The sequence below is a fragment of the Synechococcus sp. CCY 9618 genome, from assembly GCF_019038415.1.
In the GTDB taxonomy this organism is placed as follows: Bacteria; Cyanobacteriota; Cyanobacteriia; order PCC-6307; family Cyanobiaceae; genus Cyanobium.
In genome coordinates, this window is the sequence record NZ_JAFKRG010000014.1 from 74307 (window position 1) to 89546 (window position 15240).

Sequence of the window (15240 nt, forward strand, 5' to 3'; positions counted from 1 at the left end):
CGATGGCCCTGCGTCTGCTGCTTGATTCCGCCGATCCCGATCAGTGGCAGCGCTGGCTGCCCACTGGCCTGTTCCAGGGCATCACCACCAACCCCACCCTGCTGCGGCGGGCCGGCCAGCCCTGCACCCTTGAGCACCTGGCCCGGCTGACGGCCACCGCCACCGGCCTGGGTTGCCGGGAGATTCACCTGCAGACCTGGGGCGGAGACGACGAGCGCCAGCTGGCCAACGGCCGGGCCCTGGCGGCCCTTGATCCCCAGCGGGTGTTCGTGAAAGTTCCGATCACCCGGGGCGGGGCCGGGGTGGGCCGCGCCCTGATCGCTTCAGGGGTGCCGGTCACCTTCACCGCCTGCTACGAGGTGGCCCAGGTGCTGGTGGCGGCGGCGCTGGGCGCCGACGGCATCGCCGCCTACCTGGGCCGCATCGGTGATCTGGGCCGTGACGGCCACGGCGAGCTGATCGCCATGCAGCGCTGCCTGGAGGGTGTGGGCTCCAGCACGAGGTTGCTGGTGGCGAGCCTGCGTGCTCCGGAGGACCTGGCCCGTCTGGCGGCCGCCGGCCTGGCCCACCACACCATCAGCCCGGCGATCGCCTCTGCCCTGTTCGCCAGCGAGGCCACGGCCGCCGCCGCCGAACAGTTCGCCCGGGATGCATCGGCTGGCTGAGCTCTGGCGGCGCTGAGCGAATCAGGCGGTACCGCAGAAGGTGACGTCGGGGAACTTGAGCTTGGCCTCGTCGAGGGATTTGCCGCGCCCTTCCTCCTGCCAGTAGTTGATCACCTCGGTGGCCTTGTTGAGGATCTCGACCCGCTCGTTGTCGGTGATCCAGCTCTTGGCCTCGAGTTCGCCCTTGAGGGTTTCCCAGGCATCCTCCCGGGGCCAGAAGAAATAGGCCGTGAGGGGGCTGGGGCCGCCGCCCACGATCTGGTCCACCGCCAGGGCGACGTTGTCGGGCAGCCAGAGGATCTTCAGCAGGAAGCGGCCCTCGTCGGCCTTGGGGGTGTAGCCCGAGGGCACCCCGTCCTCGTCGATGGTGGCGGTGGCCAGGGCGGCACTGCCGCCGCGCAGCACCGGACGGCCCTCGGTGGTGTCGGCGGCGCCGGTCGCAGGAGCGGCGCTCACGGCAACGCCCGCTTCGGTGCTCACAGCAGCCGCTTCGGTGCTCACGGCACCGGCTTCGGCACTCTCAGGGGCTGTCACGGTTTCGGCGCTCAAGGAGAATCTGCAAACCACTAACTTACCAGCCGATTCGCAGCAACCCCCTGGCCGCCCCCCCAGCCCCCCGCGCCGTCCTGCTCTTCGACATCGATGGTGTGATCAGGGATGTGGGCGGCAGTTACCGCCGCGCCATCGTCGAAACGGTGCGCCATTTCAGTGGCTGGGCCCCCGATGCCGCGGCGATCGACGCCCTCAAGGCCGAGGGCTGCTGGAACAACGACTGGCAGGCCTCCCAGGAACTGCTGCGCCGCCACGGCGGCGCTCCCCTGCCCGCCTACGAGGCGCTGGTGGAGGTGTTCAGCGGCTTCTACTTCGGCGGTGATCCGGCGGGGGATCCTTCCCTCTGGCGGGGCTTCATCGGCCAGGAGCCCCTGCTGGTGGACGGGCCTTTCTTCGCCGCCCTCTCCGGGGCGGGCATCGCCTGGGGCTTCGTCAGCGGCGCCGAGCCCCCCTCCGCCCGCTACGTGCTGGAGCAGCGGCTGGGGCTGGCGGCACCGCCCCTGATCGCCATGGGCCAGGCCCCTGACAAGCCCGACCCCACCGGCCTGCTGGGTCTGGCCGCTTCCCTGGCGGGGGTGCCCCTGGGCCCCACCGCGCCACCGGTGGCCTATCTGGGCGACACGGTGGCCGACGTGGAAACCGTGCGACGGGCGCGCCGGCGGCGGCCCGACCAGCGCTTCGAGGCCCTGGCGGTGGCGCCCCCCCACCTGCAGAGGCCCGGCCTGGAGGCCGAGCGGCGCCGCTACGAGGAGCAGCTGCGCGAGGCCGGTGCCGACCAAATCCTCGCGTCCACAGGCCAGGTGCTGGAGCTGGTCAGCGCTCCATGGCCGCCGGGGCCTTGAGGGCGGCGGCGGTGAGCACCTCGTGGCCGTGGCCCGTCACCGCCACGTCGTCCTCGATGCGGATGCCGATCCCCTTCCAGCGGTCCTCGATGGCTGGCTGGCCCTCCGGCACCGCCAGCCGGTCGCTCACATAGAGGCCGGGCTCCACCGTGAGCACCATGCCCGGATCCAGTTCCACCGGATGCTCCCCCAGCCGGTAGGCACCCACGTCGTGGACGTCGAGGCCCAGCCAGTGGCCGGTGCGGTGCATGTAGAGATGGCGGTAGGCCCCCTGCTCGATCACCCCATCCATCTCCCCGGCCAGCAGGCCCAGGTCGATCAGTCCCTCCACCAGCACCCGCACGGCGGTGTCGTGCACCTGCTCGGTGGTGCGGCCGGGGGCGACGGCGGCCACGGCGGCCTCCTGGGCGGCGAGCACCAGCTCGTAGAGGGCCCGCTGCTCGCCGCTGAAGCGCCCGTTGATCGGGAAGGTACGGGTGATGTCGCCGTTGTAGTAGTCGCTGAGGCTGCAGCCGGCGTCGATCAGCAGCAGGTCGCCGTCGCGGAGGGCGTCGGCATTGGCGGTGTAGTGCAGCACGCAGGCGTTATCGCCGCCGGCCACGATGGATCCATAGGCAGGCCCGCGCGCTCCCTGCTCAAGAAAGTGCTGCTCGATCACCGCCTGCACCTGCCGTTCGGTGAGACCCGGCCGGGCCACCCGCCGGGCCAGTTCGTGGGCTTCGGCGGAGATGCGTCCCGCCTCCCGCAGCCGCACCAGTTCCTCCGGTTCCTTGCGCAGCCGCAGCTCGTGCAGCAGGGGACAGGGGGCCACCAGGCCCAGGGCCGCCGTGCCGCTGCGGGGGGCCCGATCCAGCTGGCGGGCCCAGGCCCCGAGCACCAGGGGCTCCACCTCGGGGTGGCGCCCCACCCGGAAGGCGATGCCTTCGGCGCCGTCGAGGTACTCCGGCAGGCGCTGGGCCAGCTCGCTGCGCGGATGCGCCAGATCGGCAGCAAAGGTTTCGACTGCGCCTTCGCATCCCCAGCGGAAGCCGTTCCACACCTCGGCTCCGGGATCCTTCGCCTCCACGAACAGCACGAAGGGGTTGTCGGGGCGGTGGGGCAGGAACAGGGCCACCGCACCGGGCTCATCGAAGCCCGTCAGGTACCAGAAGTCACTGTTCTGACGGAAGGCGTGCTCCACGTCGGCGTGGTGGGTCACCAGGGCCGCGCCCGGGATCACCGCCGCCGCACCGCCCAGCTGCTGCAGGAACCGCTGGCGCCGGCGGGCCAGCAGGGCGGCGTCGATCGGAGGGGACGGCGGCATCGAAGCGATGGACGGTACAGCGAGAAGATGGCACAGCCGATTAAATACACGTGATCTCCCCGAACCCCAGCGTGGCGCTTTCTCCGGCCTCCTCCCCCCGCGGATGAACGATTTCCTGCTCCTGGTGCTGGCGGTGGTGGTGATGCTGATGGGCTCGTTCCTCTGCTCGGGTGTGGAGGCGGCCCTGCTCACCGTCAATCCGGTGAAGGTGCATGAACTGGCCAGACGGCCGCGGCCCGTGCAGGGGGCCAAGCGGCTGGAGGCCCTGCGTCAGCGGCTCGGCCGGACCCTGGCGGTGCTGGTGATCGCCAACAACATGTTCAATATCTTCGGCAGCATCATGGTCGGCGGTTTCGCCAGCGCCGTGTTCGCCCGCCATGGCATCAGCGGCCCGGCCCTGCCCCTGTTCTCGGTGGCCCTCACCGTGCTGGTGATCCTGCTGGGGGAGATCCTGCCCAAGGCGATCGGCACCCGGCTGGCCATGCCCGTGTCCCTGGCCATCTCCCCGGGGCTGTCCGTGATCAGCAGGCTGATGCTGCCGCTGGTGCTGCTGCTGGAGCGGCTGCTGCCGGCGATCACCGCCGAGAACGAGATCAGCACCGATGAGAACGAGATCCGCCTGCTGGCCCGACTCGGCTCCCAGAAGGGCCAGATCGAGGCGGATGAGGCCGCCATGATCGCCAAGGTGTTCCAGCTCAACGACCTGACCGCCCGGGATCTGATGCTGCCGCGGGTGTCGGCCCCCACCCTGGCGGGCCACCAGAGCCTCGACGACCAGCGCGACACCTTGCTGCACCATCACACCGCCTGGTGGGTGGTGCTGGGGGAGGAGGTGGACGAGGTGCTGGGGGTGGCCAGCCGGGAGCAGTTGCTCACCGCCCTGGTGGAGCGGCGCGGCGCCAGCCCGGCCGCCGAGTTGTGCGAGCCGGTGGAGTTCGTGCCGGAGATGATCCGGGCCGACCGGCTGCTCACCAGCTTTCGCCGCAACGGCTCCAGAGTGAGGGTGGTGGTCGATGAATTCGGGGGCTTTGTGGGGGTGATCGGTCCGGAGGCGGTGCTGGCGGTGCTGGCCGGCTGGTGGCGCAAGCCCCTGGCGGCCCCCGAGGCCATCCCATGACCACCGCCGCCCCGGCCCCGTCGCCCCCCGCGGCCGCCGAGCGCTGCCGACTGCTGCTGGCCCGCTGGCGCGCCGATCTGGCGCTCAGCGGCCGGGAGCAGGCGGCCCTGGCGCCGGAGCTGGCCAGCCTCGATCGCCAGCTGCAGTGCCTGCTGCGCCGCCGCCCCCGGGTGGCGGTCTTCGGCCGGGTGGGGGTGGGCAAGTCGAGCCTGCTCAATGCCCTGCTGGGGGAGGAGCACTTCGCCACCGACGTGGCCCACGGCTGCACCCGCCACCTGCGCCAGCGGGCCTGGGGCCAGCCGGTGGGGGGCCTGGAGGGGGTCGACCTGGTGGACACCCCCGGAATCGACGAGATCGCCGCCGCCGCCCGCTCCCGCCTCGCCGCCCGGGTGGCACTGGGGGCCGATCTGGTGCTGCTGGTGATCGACAGCGACCTCACGGTGATGGACGCCGAGGCCCTCGCGGATCTGCTGGCCAGCGGCAAGCCGCTGCTGCTGGTGCTCAACCGCAGCGACTGCTGGCCGGAGGCGGAGCGCGACGCCCTGCTGGCCAGCATCCAGCGGCGCCTGCCGCCGGGAGCCCGTCACCTGCGGCCCCTGGCGGTGGCGGCCGCCCCCCGCCAGGCCCGGCTGCGCTCCGACGGCCGGGTGCGCAGCGAACCGGCACCCCCCCGGGTCGAGCCCCTGCGCCGGGAGCTCACCGGCCTGCTGGAGCGCCACGGGGAGCTGCTCCTGGCCCTCAATGCCCTGCGGGCGGCCGACCGCTTCAGCCAGTCCCTGCACCGCTGCCGGCTGCGCCATGGCCGCCGCCAGGCCCAGACCCTGATCGGCCGCTTCGCAGCCCTCAAGGCCACCGGTGTGGCCGCCAATCCCCTGGTGCTGCTCGATCTGGCCGGAGGGCTGGCCTGCGACAGCGCCCTGGTGGTCCAGCTGTGCCAGCTCTACGGCCTGCCGATGACCCACAGCGGCGCCCGCACCCTGCTCACCCGCCTCGGCGGTCACAACGCCCTGCTGGGCGGCGTCCAGCTGGGGCTGCAGCTGCTGCTCGGCGGCCTGCGCCAGCTGCTGCTGCTGGCGGCGCCCCTGAGCGGCGGGCTGAGCCTGGCGCCGGCGGCGCCGGTGGCCCTGGCCCAGGCGGCCCTGGCGGTGCACACCACCCGGCGCACGGGCCGCCTGGCCGCCGCCGAACTGCTGCGCAGCACCACGGCGGCGGGCCAGCCGGGGGCCCTGCTGCAGCGGCTGGTGCGCCAGGACCCGGAAACCCGTCGCTGGCTGAGCGAATGGCGCCTGGAGGGGGAGGGGAGGCCCGCCGCCGGCGGCCTCTGGCCGTGAACCAGCTCGCCCTGTTCGGCACCAGCGCCGATCCCCCCACCCGCGGCCACCGGGCCCTGCTGGAGGGCCTGCTGGGCCTGTTCCCCCGGGTGGTGACCTGGGCCAGCGACAATCCCCTCAAGACCCATGGCGCTCCCCTGGAGGTGCGCACGGCCCTGCTGGCGGCCCTGGTGGCCGCGATCGACGATCCCCGGCTGAGCCTGGAGCAGGACCTCAGCAGCCCCTGGGCGGTGGAGACCCTGGAGCGGGCTCGGGCCCGCTGGCCCCAGCAGGAGGTGGTGTTCGTGGTGGGCAGCGACCTGGCCGGCCAGATCCACCGCTGGAAACGGGCCGACGCGCTGCTGCGGGGCTGCCGCCTCGGCATCACCTGCCGCCAGGGCTGGCCGCTGCTGGAGGCCGATCTGGAGCGGTTGAGGGGCCTGGGGGCCCGGGTGGACGTGCTGCCCCTGGCGATCCCGGCCACCGCCAGTTCCCGGATCCGGCAGCAGCCCGATCCGGCCCAGGTGCCGCCGGAGCTCTGGCCGGTGCTGCTGGAGCACAATCTCTACGGCCTGTCCGCGCCCTGATGCGTCTTGCCCTGGCCCAGCTGAATCCCGTGGTGGGCGACCTGGAGGGCAACGGCCGGCGGATTCTGGCGGCCGCCCACCAGGCCCGGGCCGCCGGGGCCTCCCTGCTGCTCAGCCCCGAACTGTCCCTGTGGGGCTACCCGCCGCGGGATCTGCTGCTGCGGCCGGCGCTGATCCGGCGCCAGGGGGAGGTGCTCGAGCAGCTGGCGGCGGACTGCCCTGCCGATCTGAGCCTGCTGGTGGGTGTGGCCGAGCCGGCCGAGGGACCGGGTCAGCCGGGGCTTTACAACGCTCTGGCCCTGGTGGAGCGGGGCACCTGGCGCAGCGTCTGCCGCAAGCGCCTGCTGCCCAGCTACGACGTCTTCGATGAACGCCGCTACTTCCGTCCCGGCGGGGCCCCGGCGGTGCTGGAGCTGGCCCATGGCGACCGCTGCTGGCGGCTGGGGCTGACCATCTGCGAGGACCTCTGGGTGGTGGAGGGCCAGGGGCCGGTGGAGGTGGACCCGATCGGCGATCTGGTGTCCCACCGGATCGATCTGCTGCTCAACCTCTCGGCCTCCCCCTTCGGCCGCCAGAAGGGGCAGGTGCGCCAGCGGCTGGCGGCCCGGGCGGCGGTCCGGCTCGGGGCGCCGGTGGTCTATCTCAACCAGGTGGGCGGCAACGACGAACTGGTCTTCGACGGTGCCAGCTTCGTGCTTGATGGGGCCGGCCGCCCGCTGCTGCGGCTGGCCTGTGCCGCCGAGGACCTGGCCCTCTGGGACGCCGCCGCTCCGGGGCCGGCTGCGGCGGTGGCGGCGGAGCCGGATCCCTGGGAGCAACTGCTGCGGGTGCTGGTGCTGGGGGTGCGCGACTACGCGGCCAAGTGCGGTTTCCGCCGGGCCCTGCTGGGGCTCAGCGGCGGCATCGATTCGGCCCTGGTGGCGGTGATCGCCGCCGCCGCCCTGGGGCCGGAGCAGGTGGATGTGCTGCGCATGCCCTCCCCCTTCAGTTCGGCCGGCTCCCTCGACGATGCCGCCGCCCTGGCCGAGCGGCTCGGCCTGGCCAGCTGCACCCTGCCGATCGCCCCGCTGATGGAGGCCTTCGCCGCCAGCCTGCCGCCGGCCCTGGGGGGGCCGCCGACCGGGGTCACCGAGGAGAACCTGCAGTCGCGGATCCGGGGCACATTGTTAATGGCGCTGGCCAACCAGCACGGGGGCCTGCTGCTCTCCACCGGCAACAAGTCGGAGCTGGCGGTGGGCTACTGCACCCTCTACGGCGACATGAACGGCGGCCTGGCGGTGATCGGCGATCTCTACAAAACCACCGTCTTCGGTCTCTGCGACTGGATCGATGGGCCGGCCTCCGCCCCCTGCCGGACGGCCCTCGGCCTGCCGCCGCATGGGGAGCTGATCGGCGCGGCGATCCGCACCAAGCCCCCCAGCGCCGAGCTGCGCCCCGACCAGCGGGACAGCGATTCCCTGCCCGACTACGCGGTGCTCGATCCCCTGCTCAAGGCCCTGATCGAGCAGCTGCGTACGCCGGAGGAACTGGTGGCGGAAGGGGCGGATCCGGCGCTGGTGGCCCGGGTGGCCCGGCTGCTGCGGGGGGCGGAGTTCAAGCGGCGCCAGGCGGCACCGGCCCTGAAGGTGAGTGGCCGGGCCTTCGGCAGCGGCTGGCGCATGCCCATCGCCTCGGCCTAGGGTTTGGCCACGACCGCCCCCGGGTGGCAACACTTCCTGCCCCATGCCAGCTCCCGGCCCGGCACCCCTGGCCTCCCCGATGGCCAGCATCGGTGTGCCCACCGAGATCAAGCGCGACGAACAGCGGGTGGCCCTCACCCCTGACGGTGTCCATGAACTGGTCTCCCAGGGCATGGAGGTGCGCGTCCAGGAGGGGGCCGGCCTGGGGGCGGGCCTCAGCGACGACGACTACCGCGCCTCCGGGGCCCGCATCACCAGCTGCGAGGAGGCCTGGGCCGCCCACCTGGTGGTGAAGGTGAAGGAGCCGCAGCCGCAGGAGTTCGGCTTCCTGCGCAGCGACCTGGTGCTGTTCACCTACCTGCACCTGGCGGCCTACCCGGAGGTGGGCCGGGCCCTGATCGAGGCGGGCACCACGGCGGTGGCCTACGAGACGGTGCAGCTGGAGGACGGCAGCCTGCCGCTGCTGGCGCCGATGAGCGAGGTGGCGGGTCGGCTGGCGGCCCAGGTGGGTGCCCACCTGCTGGAGAAACCCCACGGCGGGCGGGGGGTGCTGATGGGCGGCTGCACCGGCGTGCGGCCCGCCCGGGTGGTGGTGCTGGGAGCCGGCACCGTGGGTTGGAACGCCGCCCGCATCGCCGCCGCCATGGACGCCGAGGTGTTCCTGCTCGACCGCTCCCCCCAGCGGCTGCGGATGCTGGAATCCGACCGGCGCGGCCGCATGACCAGCCTGGTGAGCAGCCGCAGCCTGATCGAGCGGCTGGTGCCGGTGGCCGATCTGTTGATCGGTGCCGTGCTGCTGCCCGGTGGCCGGGCCCCCACCCTGGTGGGGGAGGAGCTGGTGCAGCGGATGCGGCCGGGTTCGGTGATCGTGGATGTGGCCATCGACCAGGGGGGCTGCATCGCCACCAGCCGTGAGACCACCCACACCGATCCGGTGGTGACCATCCACGGCGTGCAGCACTACGCGGTGGGCAACATGCCCGGCGCCGTCCCCTTCACCTCCACCGAAGCCCTGGTGAGCGTGACGCTGCCCTACATCCTGGTGATGGCCGGCCGGGGGCTGCTGGAGGCGGTCACCGACCGGCCCGAGCTGCTCAGCGGCCTGAACACCGTGGGCGGCTCGGTGTGCCATCCGGGGGTGGCCAAGGCCCTGGGGGTGGCCACCCGCCATCCGATGGCCTGCCTGCGCTGAGGCCAGCTCAGACGGTGACGCGGAAGATCACCGAGGCAGGCTGGCCGCTGAGTGCGTCGAGAGGTTCGCGCAGCTCGCAGAGGTGCAGGCCATGGCGGTGAAACAGGCGCACCCAGGATTCGAGGGTGCGGAAGTACCAGGGGGCCGGATCCTGGAAGGCGGCGGAGAAGCCCGTCCAGGATCCTTCCCGCCAGCCATCGCTGTAGGGCTGGTCGGCGCAGGCCAGCAGGGGATGCAGGGTCTGCACCAGCAGGCAGCCGCCGGTGGTGAGCAGCCGCGGCAGGGCGCTCAGCAGCCGTTCGACGGAGTGCTCGCCCAGCAGGGAGAAGTTGGCCACCGCCACATCGAAGCGCTCCGTCAGGCTGCCGGCGGCGATCTCCTGATAGGTGAGCGTCCGGAAGCTGGCCCCGGCAGGGGCGCCAGCGGCGGCGATGCCGGTGAGCCCGGCCACCGCGTCGATGCCCACCACCACCATGCCCTGATGGGCGCAGTGATGGGCCAGCCAGCCTTCACCGCAGCCCAGGTCGAGCAGGGAGCGGGGGGCGCAGTGGGCGATCGCCTCGAGGATCGCCCGGTTGGTGACCCTCTCCCGGCTGGCGATCTCACCGCGCCGCACGGCCCGGGTCCAGGCGGCGGCATTGCCGATCCAGGAGCTGAGGATCTGCTCCTCCGGTCCTGGCAGCGAAGGCCTGACCAGAGCAGCAGCGTCATCGGCGGCGTCCGGGGGGAGGAGCATGGGGGAAGCCTGGACGGGCTGGTCAGGAATCGACGCAGGAATGCTATGCATCCCCGGCATGATCGTCAGCCCCGTCGCAGTCCTGCCCCATGACCGGAAGCCGTGATCCTGGGAACCGGTTCCACCAGCGCCGGCGCCTGGCTCAGGCCACCGGCTCCACCAGCAGGCCGGTGAGGTCGTCGCTGCCGAACACCTGCCGATAGGCGGCGGTACTGACGCACAGGATCACCGGAACCGCCACCAGCAGGCCCACGAAGCAGGCCAGCAGCCCCAGCAGCGCGATGGCGAATTCCACCAGGGCCAGCAGCAGCACCGAGCCCCACTGGGGATCCAGCAGGGCGCGGCCCCGGGCAATCGATTCGATCGGTCCGGCGCCTTGCAGCAGGGCGATCTGGGCCAGGAACTTCTGGTTCACCGCCAGGTAGATCACCACCGCGAAGGCCACCAGGAAGGGCAGCACGGCCAGGACCTGGTTGAGCTGGGCGGCGCCCACCCCCACCACGGCGGCCACCACCAGGATCCCGGCCAGCAGCAGGCCCAGCACCAGGCCGTTGCGGAACAGGCGCCAGCTGGCCTGGCCGTCCCAGCGGGTGAAGGTGGCGAAGGCGGGGCTGCCCCCGCCCAGGGCCGTCCAGGCGCCGCGGATCAGGCCCGTGGTGCTCCACAGGCTCACCAGCACACTCAGCACCCCGCCGACCGCCAGACGGAACAGCTGAAACACCCCGACCACCGCGACGTCATCCATCTCCGCGTTGCCCTGGATCAAGGAGCACAGGGTGCTCAGCACCCCCGCCAGCAGGGTGAAGCCGACGAACACCCAGGGCGCCCGGACGAAGGCCTGCCAGCCCTGCTTCACGGCCTCGATCACCTGCAGGGAGGACCCACCCTGGGGATCCTTCATCAGCGACACGGCCATTGTTCCGGGGGGAGAGTTGATCGAAGAGTAGGAAGAAGCCGCCCGTGAATCACCCCATCGGTGGGAAGGTTTGCACTGGAGGGATCAGCATCTCCCCCACCCCGATTCAGGCCCCGCCGCAGCTGTGCTGGCTGTCGGGCAGGGTCCAGCTGTCGCCGGTGCGCAGGTTGCGGGCCCGGTACTGGCGGCCCCGCACGTCCCCGGGGTGGGCCTCGCTGCAATCGGGAATGAAGGTGAGGCACAGCTCCACCGGATCCCCCTCCCGGCTGCGGTGGATGGCCGGCTCCATGTCGTAGGAGACCTGATAGCCCCCGTTGGTGTAAGAGATCGCCGAGCCCGACCCCGCCATCGGAATCAGCACGCCGTTCTCATCGGTGCTGCCCAGGCGGTAGGAGATCTCCTTCACACGGGTGCGGCTGCAGGAATCGAGCTTCTGCGGCAGGGGTGCGGCGCCGGTGGGCAGGCCGGCCAGCAGCAGGCCGGCGGTGAGCAGCGAGGGCAGGAGCACCGGTTTCGGCATGGGGAGTCGGCGGCAGGATCTCAGTGGAGCGTGGCTGCGCTGGCACGGCATAGCAAGCCGGCCCGGATCCCCTCGTCCTCCAGCAGCAGGGCCGCCGCGCGGCGGGCATCGACGGCGGCCTGGGGATCCCGTTGCAGGAAGGCCAGCACCAGCGCCCCTTCCAGCAACAGATGCAGCGCACCGGCCAGTTGTTCCGGGTTGGCGGCACCGGCCCCGCGGCAGAGCTGCTCCAACAGCGCCCGGCAGTTTTGTTTGAAGGCCACCGCCGCCTGGCGTGGCAGATCACCGGGATCGGGATACTCGCTGGCCGCCTTGATGAACAGGCAGCCGTGGAAATCAGGTGCCCGCACCGCCGCCTCGAGCCAGTCGAACATGGCGAGCAGGGGCGGGCCGCCGTCAGCGGAAGTGGCGGCGACGCGCGCGGTGAGGGCGGCGCTGATCTCCTCGCCCACCTGGGTGAGGACGGCGGCGATCAGCTCTTCCTTGGAGCCGAAGTGCTTGTAGAGGGTCATCTTGGCCACCCCGGCCCGGGCCAGCACCGTGTCGATGCCCACGGCCCGGTACCCCTGGCGGCTGAAGAGCTCCCGGGCGGCGCCCAGGAGGGCGTCCCGCTTGGGCGAAGCCCTGCGGGTGATCGGCGCCGGCGGCGGGCTGGGGGGACGTTCCGGCAGGGAGGGGGAAACCATGGGGGCAAGGTAGCAAAAATAGACAGAAAGGTCTGCTACTCTTCTGGGATAGACAGATTGGTCTATCTCCAAGGTGCCGTTCCTGCCATGATTCAGCTCCACGGCCTCGACGACGAATGGGTCCACGTCGGCCTGATCGCCGGCGAGCACCAGCGGGAGGCCTTCCTGGCCCTCAACCCCTTGGGCCAGGTGCCGGTGCTCCGGGACGGGCCGAACGCCCTGGCCGATGCCCAGGCCATCCCCCACGTGGGCGCCTGGATCGGGCGGATCCAGGCCCTGCCGGGCTACGTGCCCATGAAAGGCCTGGAGAGCTGACCGGAGGATCCAGCCATGAGCCTGCACTATCTGCACACCCACCTCACCCCCGCCGTGGGCGAGGCCCAGCGCCAGGCCTACGGCCGCGTCCAGGCCGTGCCGCCGGCAAGCGCGCCTGATCGGCTCGGGGAGAGGGAGATCAGCTTCATCGCCGCCCGTGACAGCTTCTATATCGCCAGCCTCACCGAAGCCGGAGCGCCCTACCTGCAGCACCGGGGTGGACCGCCCGGCTTCCTGCGGGTGGTGGATGGGCAAACCCTGGAATGTCCTGATTTCAGCGGCAACCGCCAGCTGCTCACCACCGGCCATCTGCGCCGCGATCCCCGGGTGGCCCTGTTCCTGATGGATTACCCCGCCCGGCGTCGGCTGAAGATCGACGGCAGCGCCGAGGTGGTGGCCGCCGATGGGGAGGGGCCCCAGGTGGAGCGGATGTTCCGTATCCGCGTGGAGGCCTTCGACTGGAACTGCCCCCAGTTCATCACCCCCCGCTTCACCGCGGCCGAGGTGGAGGAGCAGCTGCGGCCCCTGAGGCGGCGCATCGCCGAACTGGAAGAGGCTCTCAGAAGGGCCCCTCCAGCTGGCCGTGCCTGCCCCTGAGCCTGGGGGCCGTCCTCAGGGAAGCGGTCCGATGCGCTCCAGGAGGGAGGGCCTCCGTTGGATCACGCTGGCGACCGCATCGATGCCCAGCCCGCCCAGGGCGAGGGCTCCGAGCAGCGGCCCGGCCGTGCGGTCACTCACCATGAGAACGGTGAGGGCCAGACCGATGAACAGGGCGCCGATGGCCAGGGTGATCATCCCGTTCGGCCTCCTGCTCATGGCGCTGATTCCCCGCGGCGCTGGGGAAAGGACACATCCAGCACCAGGCAGCCTTCGTCGGTGCGGAACGGTCCATGCAGCTCGCCAGGCGGCCGGCTGGCGTAGTGACCCGTCTCCAGCCAGAGGCCGAAGGCTTCATCGAAGAGGCGCCCGCTGACGATGAAGATCTCCTCCGGGAAGTCGTGGGCCTTGCCGCCGAAGGCGGAGGTGTCGGCGCCGGGCAGGAAGCGGGTCAGGCGGGTCATTTCCCCCGTGGCCGGATCGTGGCTCAGCACCAGCTCCTGCACCCGGCCCTCCAGTCCCTCCAGCCAGCGCCAGCGCTGGGCCTGCTCCGGTGCCAGGGGATTCCAGTAGGGGCTGCTGGTCTTGCTCACGGCTGGGCTCCGGTGAGGTGGGCGTGAATGAGGGGTGCCAGCCGGTCGGCGTGATGCAGGCCGAGATCATGGTCGCCACCGGGGATCACGTGCAACCGGGCCTGAGGCAGCAGCGCGGCCAGCCGCTCACCTGCAGCCACCGGGCTGAACGGATCGGCATCGCCCCACAGCAGCAGGGTGGGCTTCGAGACGTCCGGCAACCGGCCGGAGAGGTCCGTCACGTCGGTGGCGAACCAGTCGGGGAGGAGGGGATGGGCGGCCTGGAAGCCGGCCCGCCAGTCGGCGGCACCCAGCTCTGCCATGGGCAGCCCGCCGGAGGTGGCGCACAGCACCAGGTGGGTCACCCACCGGGGCCGCGTCAGTGCCGCCCGCAGCGCCAGGACCCCACCCATCGACTGGGCGATCAGGGCGCAGGGGCGATCCAGCGGCTCCAGCACCAGGGCCAGCAGATCTTCGAATCCGGCGACTCCCGGCCGGGGCGGGGTGTCGCCGAAGCCCGGCCAGCCCAGGTGCCATGACTCGCCAGGCCATCCCAGGCGTTCGGCCAGTGGACCCCAGAAGGAGGTGTTGCCCGAGGCGCCGGGGAGGAACAGCAGCCGTTCGGGCCGCGCCATCAGGCCTCCACGCCCACCAGGGCCGCGCTTGCCTCCCACAGCCGGCGGGCCAGGTCTTCATCCTGGGCCTCGCCGCTGGTGGGGCAGGCCTCGAACCGGTGCCGACCCGGCCCCTCCAGCCGGTTGCTGAGATAGCGGAAGCCACCGGCGGCATGGGCGTCGTCGCTGGCCAGGGCTGCCAGCAGGGCGCCGGCGTTCTCGACACTTTCGGTGAGCCGCAGCAGCGAGCGGGCCGCCAGGGCGAACAGCCGCTGGCCCAGCTCGTTGCCCTGGCGGCTGTAGCGCCAGAAGCCGCCGGTGCTGGTGGGCGGAATCACCAGGCCAGGGCTCCAGGCGATCACCGGCCACGGCGTGCCCCGCGCCTCCAGGCGGCGGGCCCATTCCCGGGCGAACAGCACGTTGCAGAGCTTGCTGTCCTTGTAGGCCTTGTCGGCACTGAAGGCACTGCCGTCCACCATCGTCACCCCCTCACCGGCGCGGTCCACAAGGCCGCCCAGGTCGCCGAGGCCGGCCGGCGGCCCTACCCGGCCTCCGGCGCTGGCGGGGTCATGGACCTCCGAGGCGGTGACCACCACCCGGGGGGCTCGCCCCGCTTCCAGCAACGGCAGCAGCCGCTGGGCCAGCAGAAAGTGCCCGAGATGGTTCACGGCGAAGGTGAGTTCATGGCCCTGGGGTGTGCGCCGCGGCTCACGGGAGCCCGCGTACTGGAGGCCGGCGTTGAGCACCAGGGTGTCGATGGGGTTGCCCGTGGCCATCAGCTCGGCCGCGGCGGCCCGCACGCTCTCCAGATCGCCCAGGTCGCCCACCACCGTGGCGGGCGGCGACCCGGCGCCGGCCCGGCTGATCACCTGCTGACGGGCGTCCTCGGCGGTGACCTGATCCCGGCACAGCAGGGTGAGGCGATGGCCCGCCCGGCAGAGCAGAACCGCGGCCTCGAAGCCGATGCCGGAGTTGGCGCCGGTGAGCAGGAGGCGGCGAGGTTCAGCCACTGGCAGTGTCCCTGGGGTGACGGCGGG

At 72.1% G+C, this 15240-nt stretch carries 19 protein-coding genes; 9 read left to right on the forward strand and 10 right to left on the reverse strand.

Going from position 1 to position 15240, the window contains the following annotated elements:
• Positions 1-2: 2 nt before the first annotated feature.
• Complete coding sequence (locus KUG41_RS04700) at positions 3-665, forward strand: transaldolase family protein (RefSeq protein WP_216901575.1); 663 nt, start codon at positions 3-5, stop codon at positions 663-665.
• Positions 666-686: 21 nt separating this feature from the next.
• Here the strand turns inward: KUG41_RS04700 and KUG41_RS04705 are convergent, their stop codons facing one another.
• On the reverse strand, positions 687-1214 hold the full coding sequence (locus tag KUG41_RS04705; RefSeq protein ID WP_216901577.1) for a 30S ribosomal protein PSRP-3: 528 nt from the start codon (positions 1212-1214) through the stop codon (positions 687-689).
• A 47-nt stretch (positions 1215-1261) separates the two neighbouring features.
• On the opposite strand from KUG41_RS04705, the gene KUG41_RS04710 reads away from it, so the two are divergent.
• Positions 1262-2059 carry a TIGR01548 family HAD-type hydrolase gene (locus tag KUG41_RS04710; protein ID WP_216901651.1) on the forward strand — a complete coding sequence of 266 codons (798 nt, stop codon included), beginning with the start codon at positions 1262-1264 and terminating at the stop codon, positions 2057-2059.
• Here KUG41_RS04710 and KUG41_RS04715 read toward each other — a convergent pair.
• Entirely contained in the window at positions 2031-3362 is a 1332-nt protein-coding gene (locus tag KUG41_RS04715; protein ID WP_216901586.1) for an aminopeptidase P N-terminal domain-containing protein, read from the reverse strand. The two genes, KUG41_RS04710 and KUG41_RS04715, sit on opposite strands and share 29 nt — an antisense overlap.
• A gap of 103 nt (positions 3363-3465) precedes the next feature.
• Between KUG41_RS04715 and KUG41_RS04720 the strand changes: the two genes are divergently transcribed.
• The 5 genes from KUG41_RS04720 to ald all read left to right on the forward strand — a co-directional run bounded on the left by KUG41_RS04720 (position 3466) and on the right by ald (position 9247).
• Positions 3466-4479, forward strand: coding sequence for a CNNM domain-containing protein (locus tag KUG41_RS04720; protein ID WP_216901588.1), 1014 nt, complete (start codon positions 3466-3468; stop codon positions 4477-4479).
• Entirely contained in the window at positions 4476-5810 is a 1335-nt protein-coding gene (locus tag KUG41_RS04725; RefSeq protein ID WP_216901590.1) for a GTP-binding protein, read from the forward strand. Before KUG41_RS04720 ends, KUG41_RS04725 begins: the two co-directional genes overlap by 4 nt.
• A complete protein-coding gene (locus KUG41_RS04730) occupies positions 5759-6376 on the forward strand; it encodes a nicotinate-nucleotide adenylyltransferase (protein ID WP_216901592.1) in 618 nt (205 codons plus the stop codon). The genes KUG41_RS04725 and KUG41_RS04730 overlap by 52 nt, the downstream gene beginning before the upstream one ends.
• On the forward strand, positions 6376-8055 hold the full coding sequence (locus KUG41_RS04735; protein WP_216901594.1) for an NAD+ synthase: 1680 nt from the start codon (positions 6376-6378) through the stop codon (positions 8053-8055). The genes KUG41_RS04730 and KUG41_RS04735 overlap by 1 nt, the downstream gene beginning before the upstream one ends.
• A gap of 79 nt (positions 8056-8134) precedes the next feature.
• Positions 8135-9247: an alanine dehydrogenase gene (gene ald, locus KUG41_RS04740; RefSeq protein WP_216901653.1), complete on the forward strand. Its 1113-nt coding sequence runs from the start codon at positions 8135-8137 to the stop codon at positions 9245-9247.
• 7 nt (positions 9248-9254) lie between these two features.
• Here ald and KUG41_RS04745 read toward each other — a convergent pair whose 3' ends face one another.
• From KUG41_RS04745 to KUG41_RS04760, 4 genes are all read right to left on the reverse strand, one after another.
• A complete protein-coding gene (locus tag KUG41_RS04745) occupies positions 9255-9983 on the reverse strand; it encodes a bifunctional 2-polyprenyl-6-hydroxyphenol methylase/3-demethylubiquinol 3-O-methyltransferase UbiG (RefSeq protein ID WP_216901597.1) in 729 nt (242 codons plus the stop codon).
• 142 nt (positions 9984-10125) lie between these two features.
• A complete protein-coding gene (locus tag KUG41_RS04750) occupies positions 10126-10884 on the reverse strand; it encodes a hypothetical protein (protein ID WP_216901599.1) in 759 nt (252 codons plus the stop codon).
• Between the two features lie 121 nt (positions 10885-11005).
• Entirely contained in the window at positions 11006-11419 is a 414-nt protein-coding gene (locus KUG41_RS04755) for a hypothetical protein (RefSeq protein ID WP_216901601.1), read from the reverse strand.
• Positions 11420-11439: 20 nt separating this feature from the next.
• Entirely contained in the window at positions 11440-12105 is a 666-nt protein-coding gene (locus KUG41_RS04760) for a TetR/AcrR family transcriptional regulator (RefSeq protein WP_216901603.1), read from the reverse strand.
• A gap of 87 nt (positions 12106-12192) precedes the next feature.
• On the opposite strand from KUG41_RS04760, the gene KUG41_RS04765 reads away from it, so the two are divergent.
• The gene (locus KUG41_RS04765) at positions 12193-12420 is read left to right on the forward strand and encodes a glutathione S-transferase N-terminal domain-containing protein (protein ID WP_216901605.1); all 228 of its coding nucleotides are present in this window, start codon (positions 12193-12195) and stop codon (positions 12418-12420) included.
• Positions 12421-12435: 15 nt separating this feature from the next.
• Entirely contained in the window at positions 12436-13017 is a 582-nt protein-coding gene (locus tag KUG41_RS04770) for a pyridoxamine 5'-phosphate oxidase family protein (protein WP_216901607.1), read from the forward strand.
• A gap of 15 nt (positions 13018-13032) precedes the next feature.
• On the opposite strand, the gene KUG41_RS04775 is transcribed toward KUG41_RS04770, so the two are convergent.
• From KUG41_RS04775 to KUG41_RS04790, 4 genes are read right to left on the reverse strand one after another with little or no spacing between them, the layout of a single operon-like run.
• Positions 13033-13215 carry a hypothetical protein gene (locus KUG41_RS04775; RefSeq protein ID WP_216901609.1) on the reverse strand — a complete coding sequence of 61 codons (183 nt, stop codon included), beginning with the start codon at positions 13213-13215 and terminating at the stop codon, positions 13033-13035.
• Between the two features lie 17 nt (positions 13216-13232).
• The gene (locus tag KUG41_RS04780; RefSeq protein WP_216901611.1) at positions 13233-13610 is read right to left on the reverse strand and encodes a cupin domain-containing protein; all 378 of its coding nucleotides are present in this window, start codon (positions 13608-13610) and stop codon (positions 13233-13235) included.
• Complete coding sequence (locus KUG41_RS04785; RefSeq protein ID WP_254216835.1) at positions 13607-14224, reverse strand: alpha/beta fold hydrolase; 618 nt, start codon at positions 14222-14224, stop codon at positions 13607-13609. Before KUG41_RS04785 ends, KUG41_RS04780 begins: the two co-directional genes overlap by 4 nt.
• Entirely contained in the window at positions 14224-15213 is a 990-nt protein-coding gene (locus KUG41_RS04790; protein ID WP_216901613.1) for an SDR family NAD(P)-dependent oxidoreductase, read from the reverse strand. The genes KUG41_RS04785 and KUG41_RS04790 overlap by 1 nt, the downstream gene beginning before the upstream one ends.
• Positions 15214-15240: the final 27 nt, after the last annotated feature.

What these genes read in the sequence shown, in the direction of transcription:
- KUG41_RS04700 (WP_216901575.1), top strand. Translation starts at nt 3, where the DNA reads ATGGCCCTGCGTCTGCTGCTTGATTCCGCCGATCCCGATCAGTGGCAG.
- KUG41_RS04715 (WP_216901586.1), bottom strand. Translation starts at nt 3,362, where the DNA reads ATGCCGCCGTCCCCTCCGATCGACGCCGCCCTGCTGGCCCGCCGGCGC.
- KUG41_RS04720 (WP_216901588.1), top strand. Translation starts at nt 3,466, where the DNA reads ATGAACGATTTCCTGCTCCTGGTGCTGGCGGTGGTGGTGATGCTGATG.
- KUG41_RS04725 (WP_216901590.1), top strand. Translation starts at nt 4,476, where the DNA reads ATGACCACCGCCGCCCCGGCCCCGTCGCCCCCCGCGGCCGCCGAGCGC.
- KUG41_RS04730 (WP_216901592.1), top strand. Translation starts at nt 5,759, where the DNA reads ATGGCGCCTGGAGGGGGAGGGGAGGCCCGCCGCCGGCGGCCTCTGGCC.
- KUG41_RS04735 (WP_216901594.1), top strand. Translation starts at nt 6,376, where the DNA reads ATGCGTCTTGCCCTGGCCCAGCTGAATCCCGTGGTGGGCGACCTGGAG.
- ald (WP_216901653.1), top strand. Translation starts at nt 8,135, where the DNA reads ATGGCCAGCATCGGTGTGCCCACCGAGATCAAGCGCGACGAACAGCGG.
- KUG41_RS04745 (WP_216901597.1), bottom strand. Translation starts at nt 9,983, where the DNA reads ATGCTCCTCCCCCCGGACGCCGCCGATGACGCTGCTGCTCTGGTCAGG.
- KUG41_RS04750 (WP_216901599.1), bottom strand. Translation starts at nt 10,884, where the DNA reads ATGAAGGATCCCCAGGGTGGGTCCTCCCTGCAGGTGATCGAGGCCGTG.
- KUG41_RS04755 (WP_216901601.1), bottom strand. Translation starts at nt 11,419, where the DNA reads ATGCCGAAACCGGTGCTCCTGCCCTCGCTGCTCACCGCCGGCCTGCTG.
- KUG41_RS04760 (WP_216901603.1), bottom strand. Translation starts at nt 12,105, where the DNA reads ATGGTTTCCCCCTCCCTGCCGGAACGTCCCCCCAGCCCGCCGCCGGCG.
- KUG41_RS04765 (WP_216901605.1), top strand. Translation starts at nt 12,193, where the DNA reads ATGATTCAGCTCCACGGCCTCGACGACGAATGGGTCCACGTCGGCCTG.
- KUG41_RS04770 (WP_216901607.1), top strand. Translation starts at nt 12,436, where the DNA reads ATGAGCCTGCACTATCTGCACACCCACCTCACCCCCGCCGTGGGCGAG.
- KUG41_RS04775 (WP_216901609.1), bottom strand. Translation starts at nt 13,215, where the DNA reads ATGATCACCCTGGCCATCGGCGCCCTGTTCATCGGTCTGGCCCTCACC.
- KUG41_RS04785 (WP_254216835.1), bottom strand. Translation starts at nt 14,224, where the DNA reads ATGGCGCGGCCCGAACGGCTGCTGTTCCTCCCCGGCGCCTCGGGCAAC.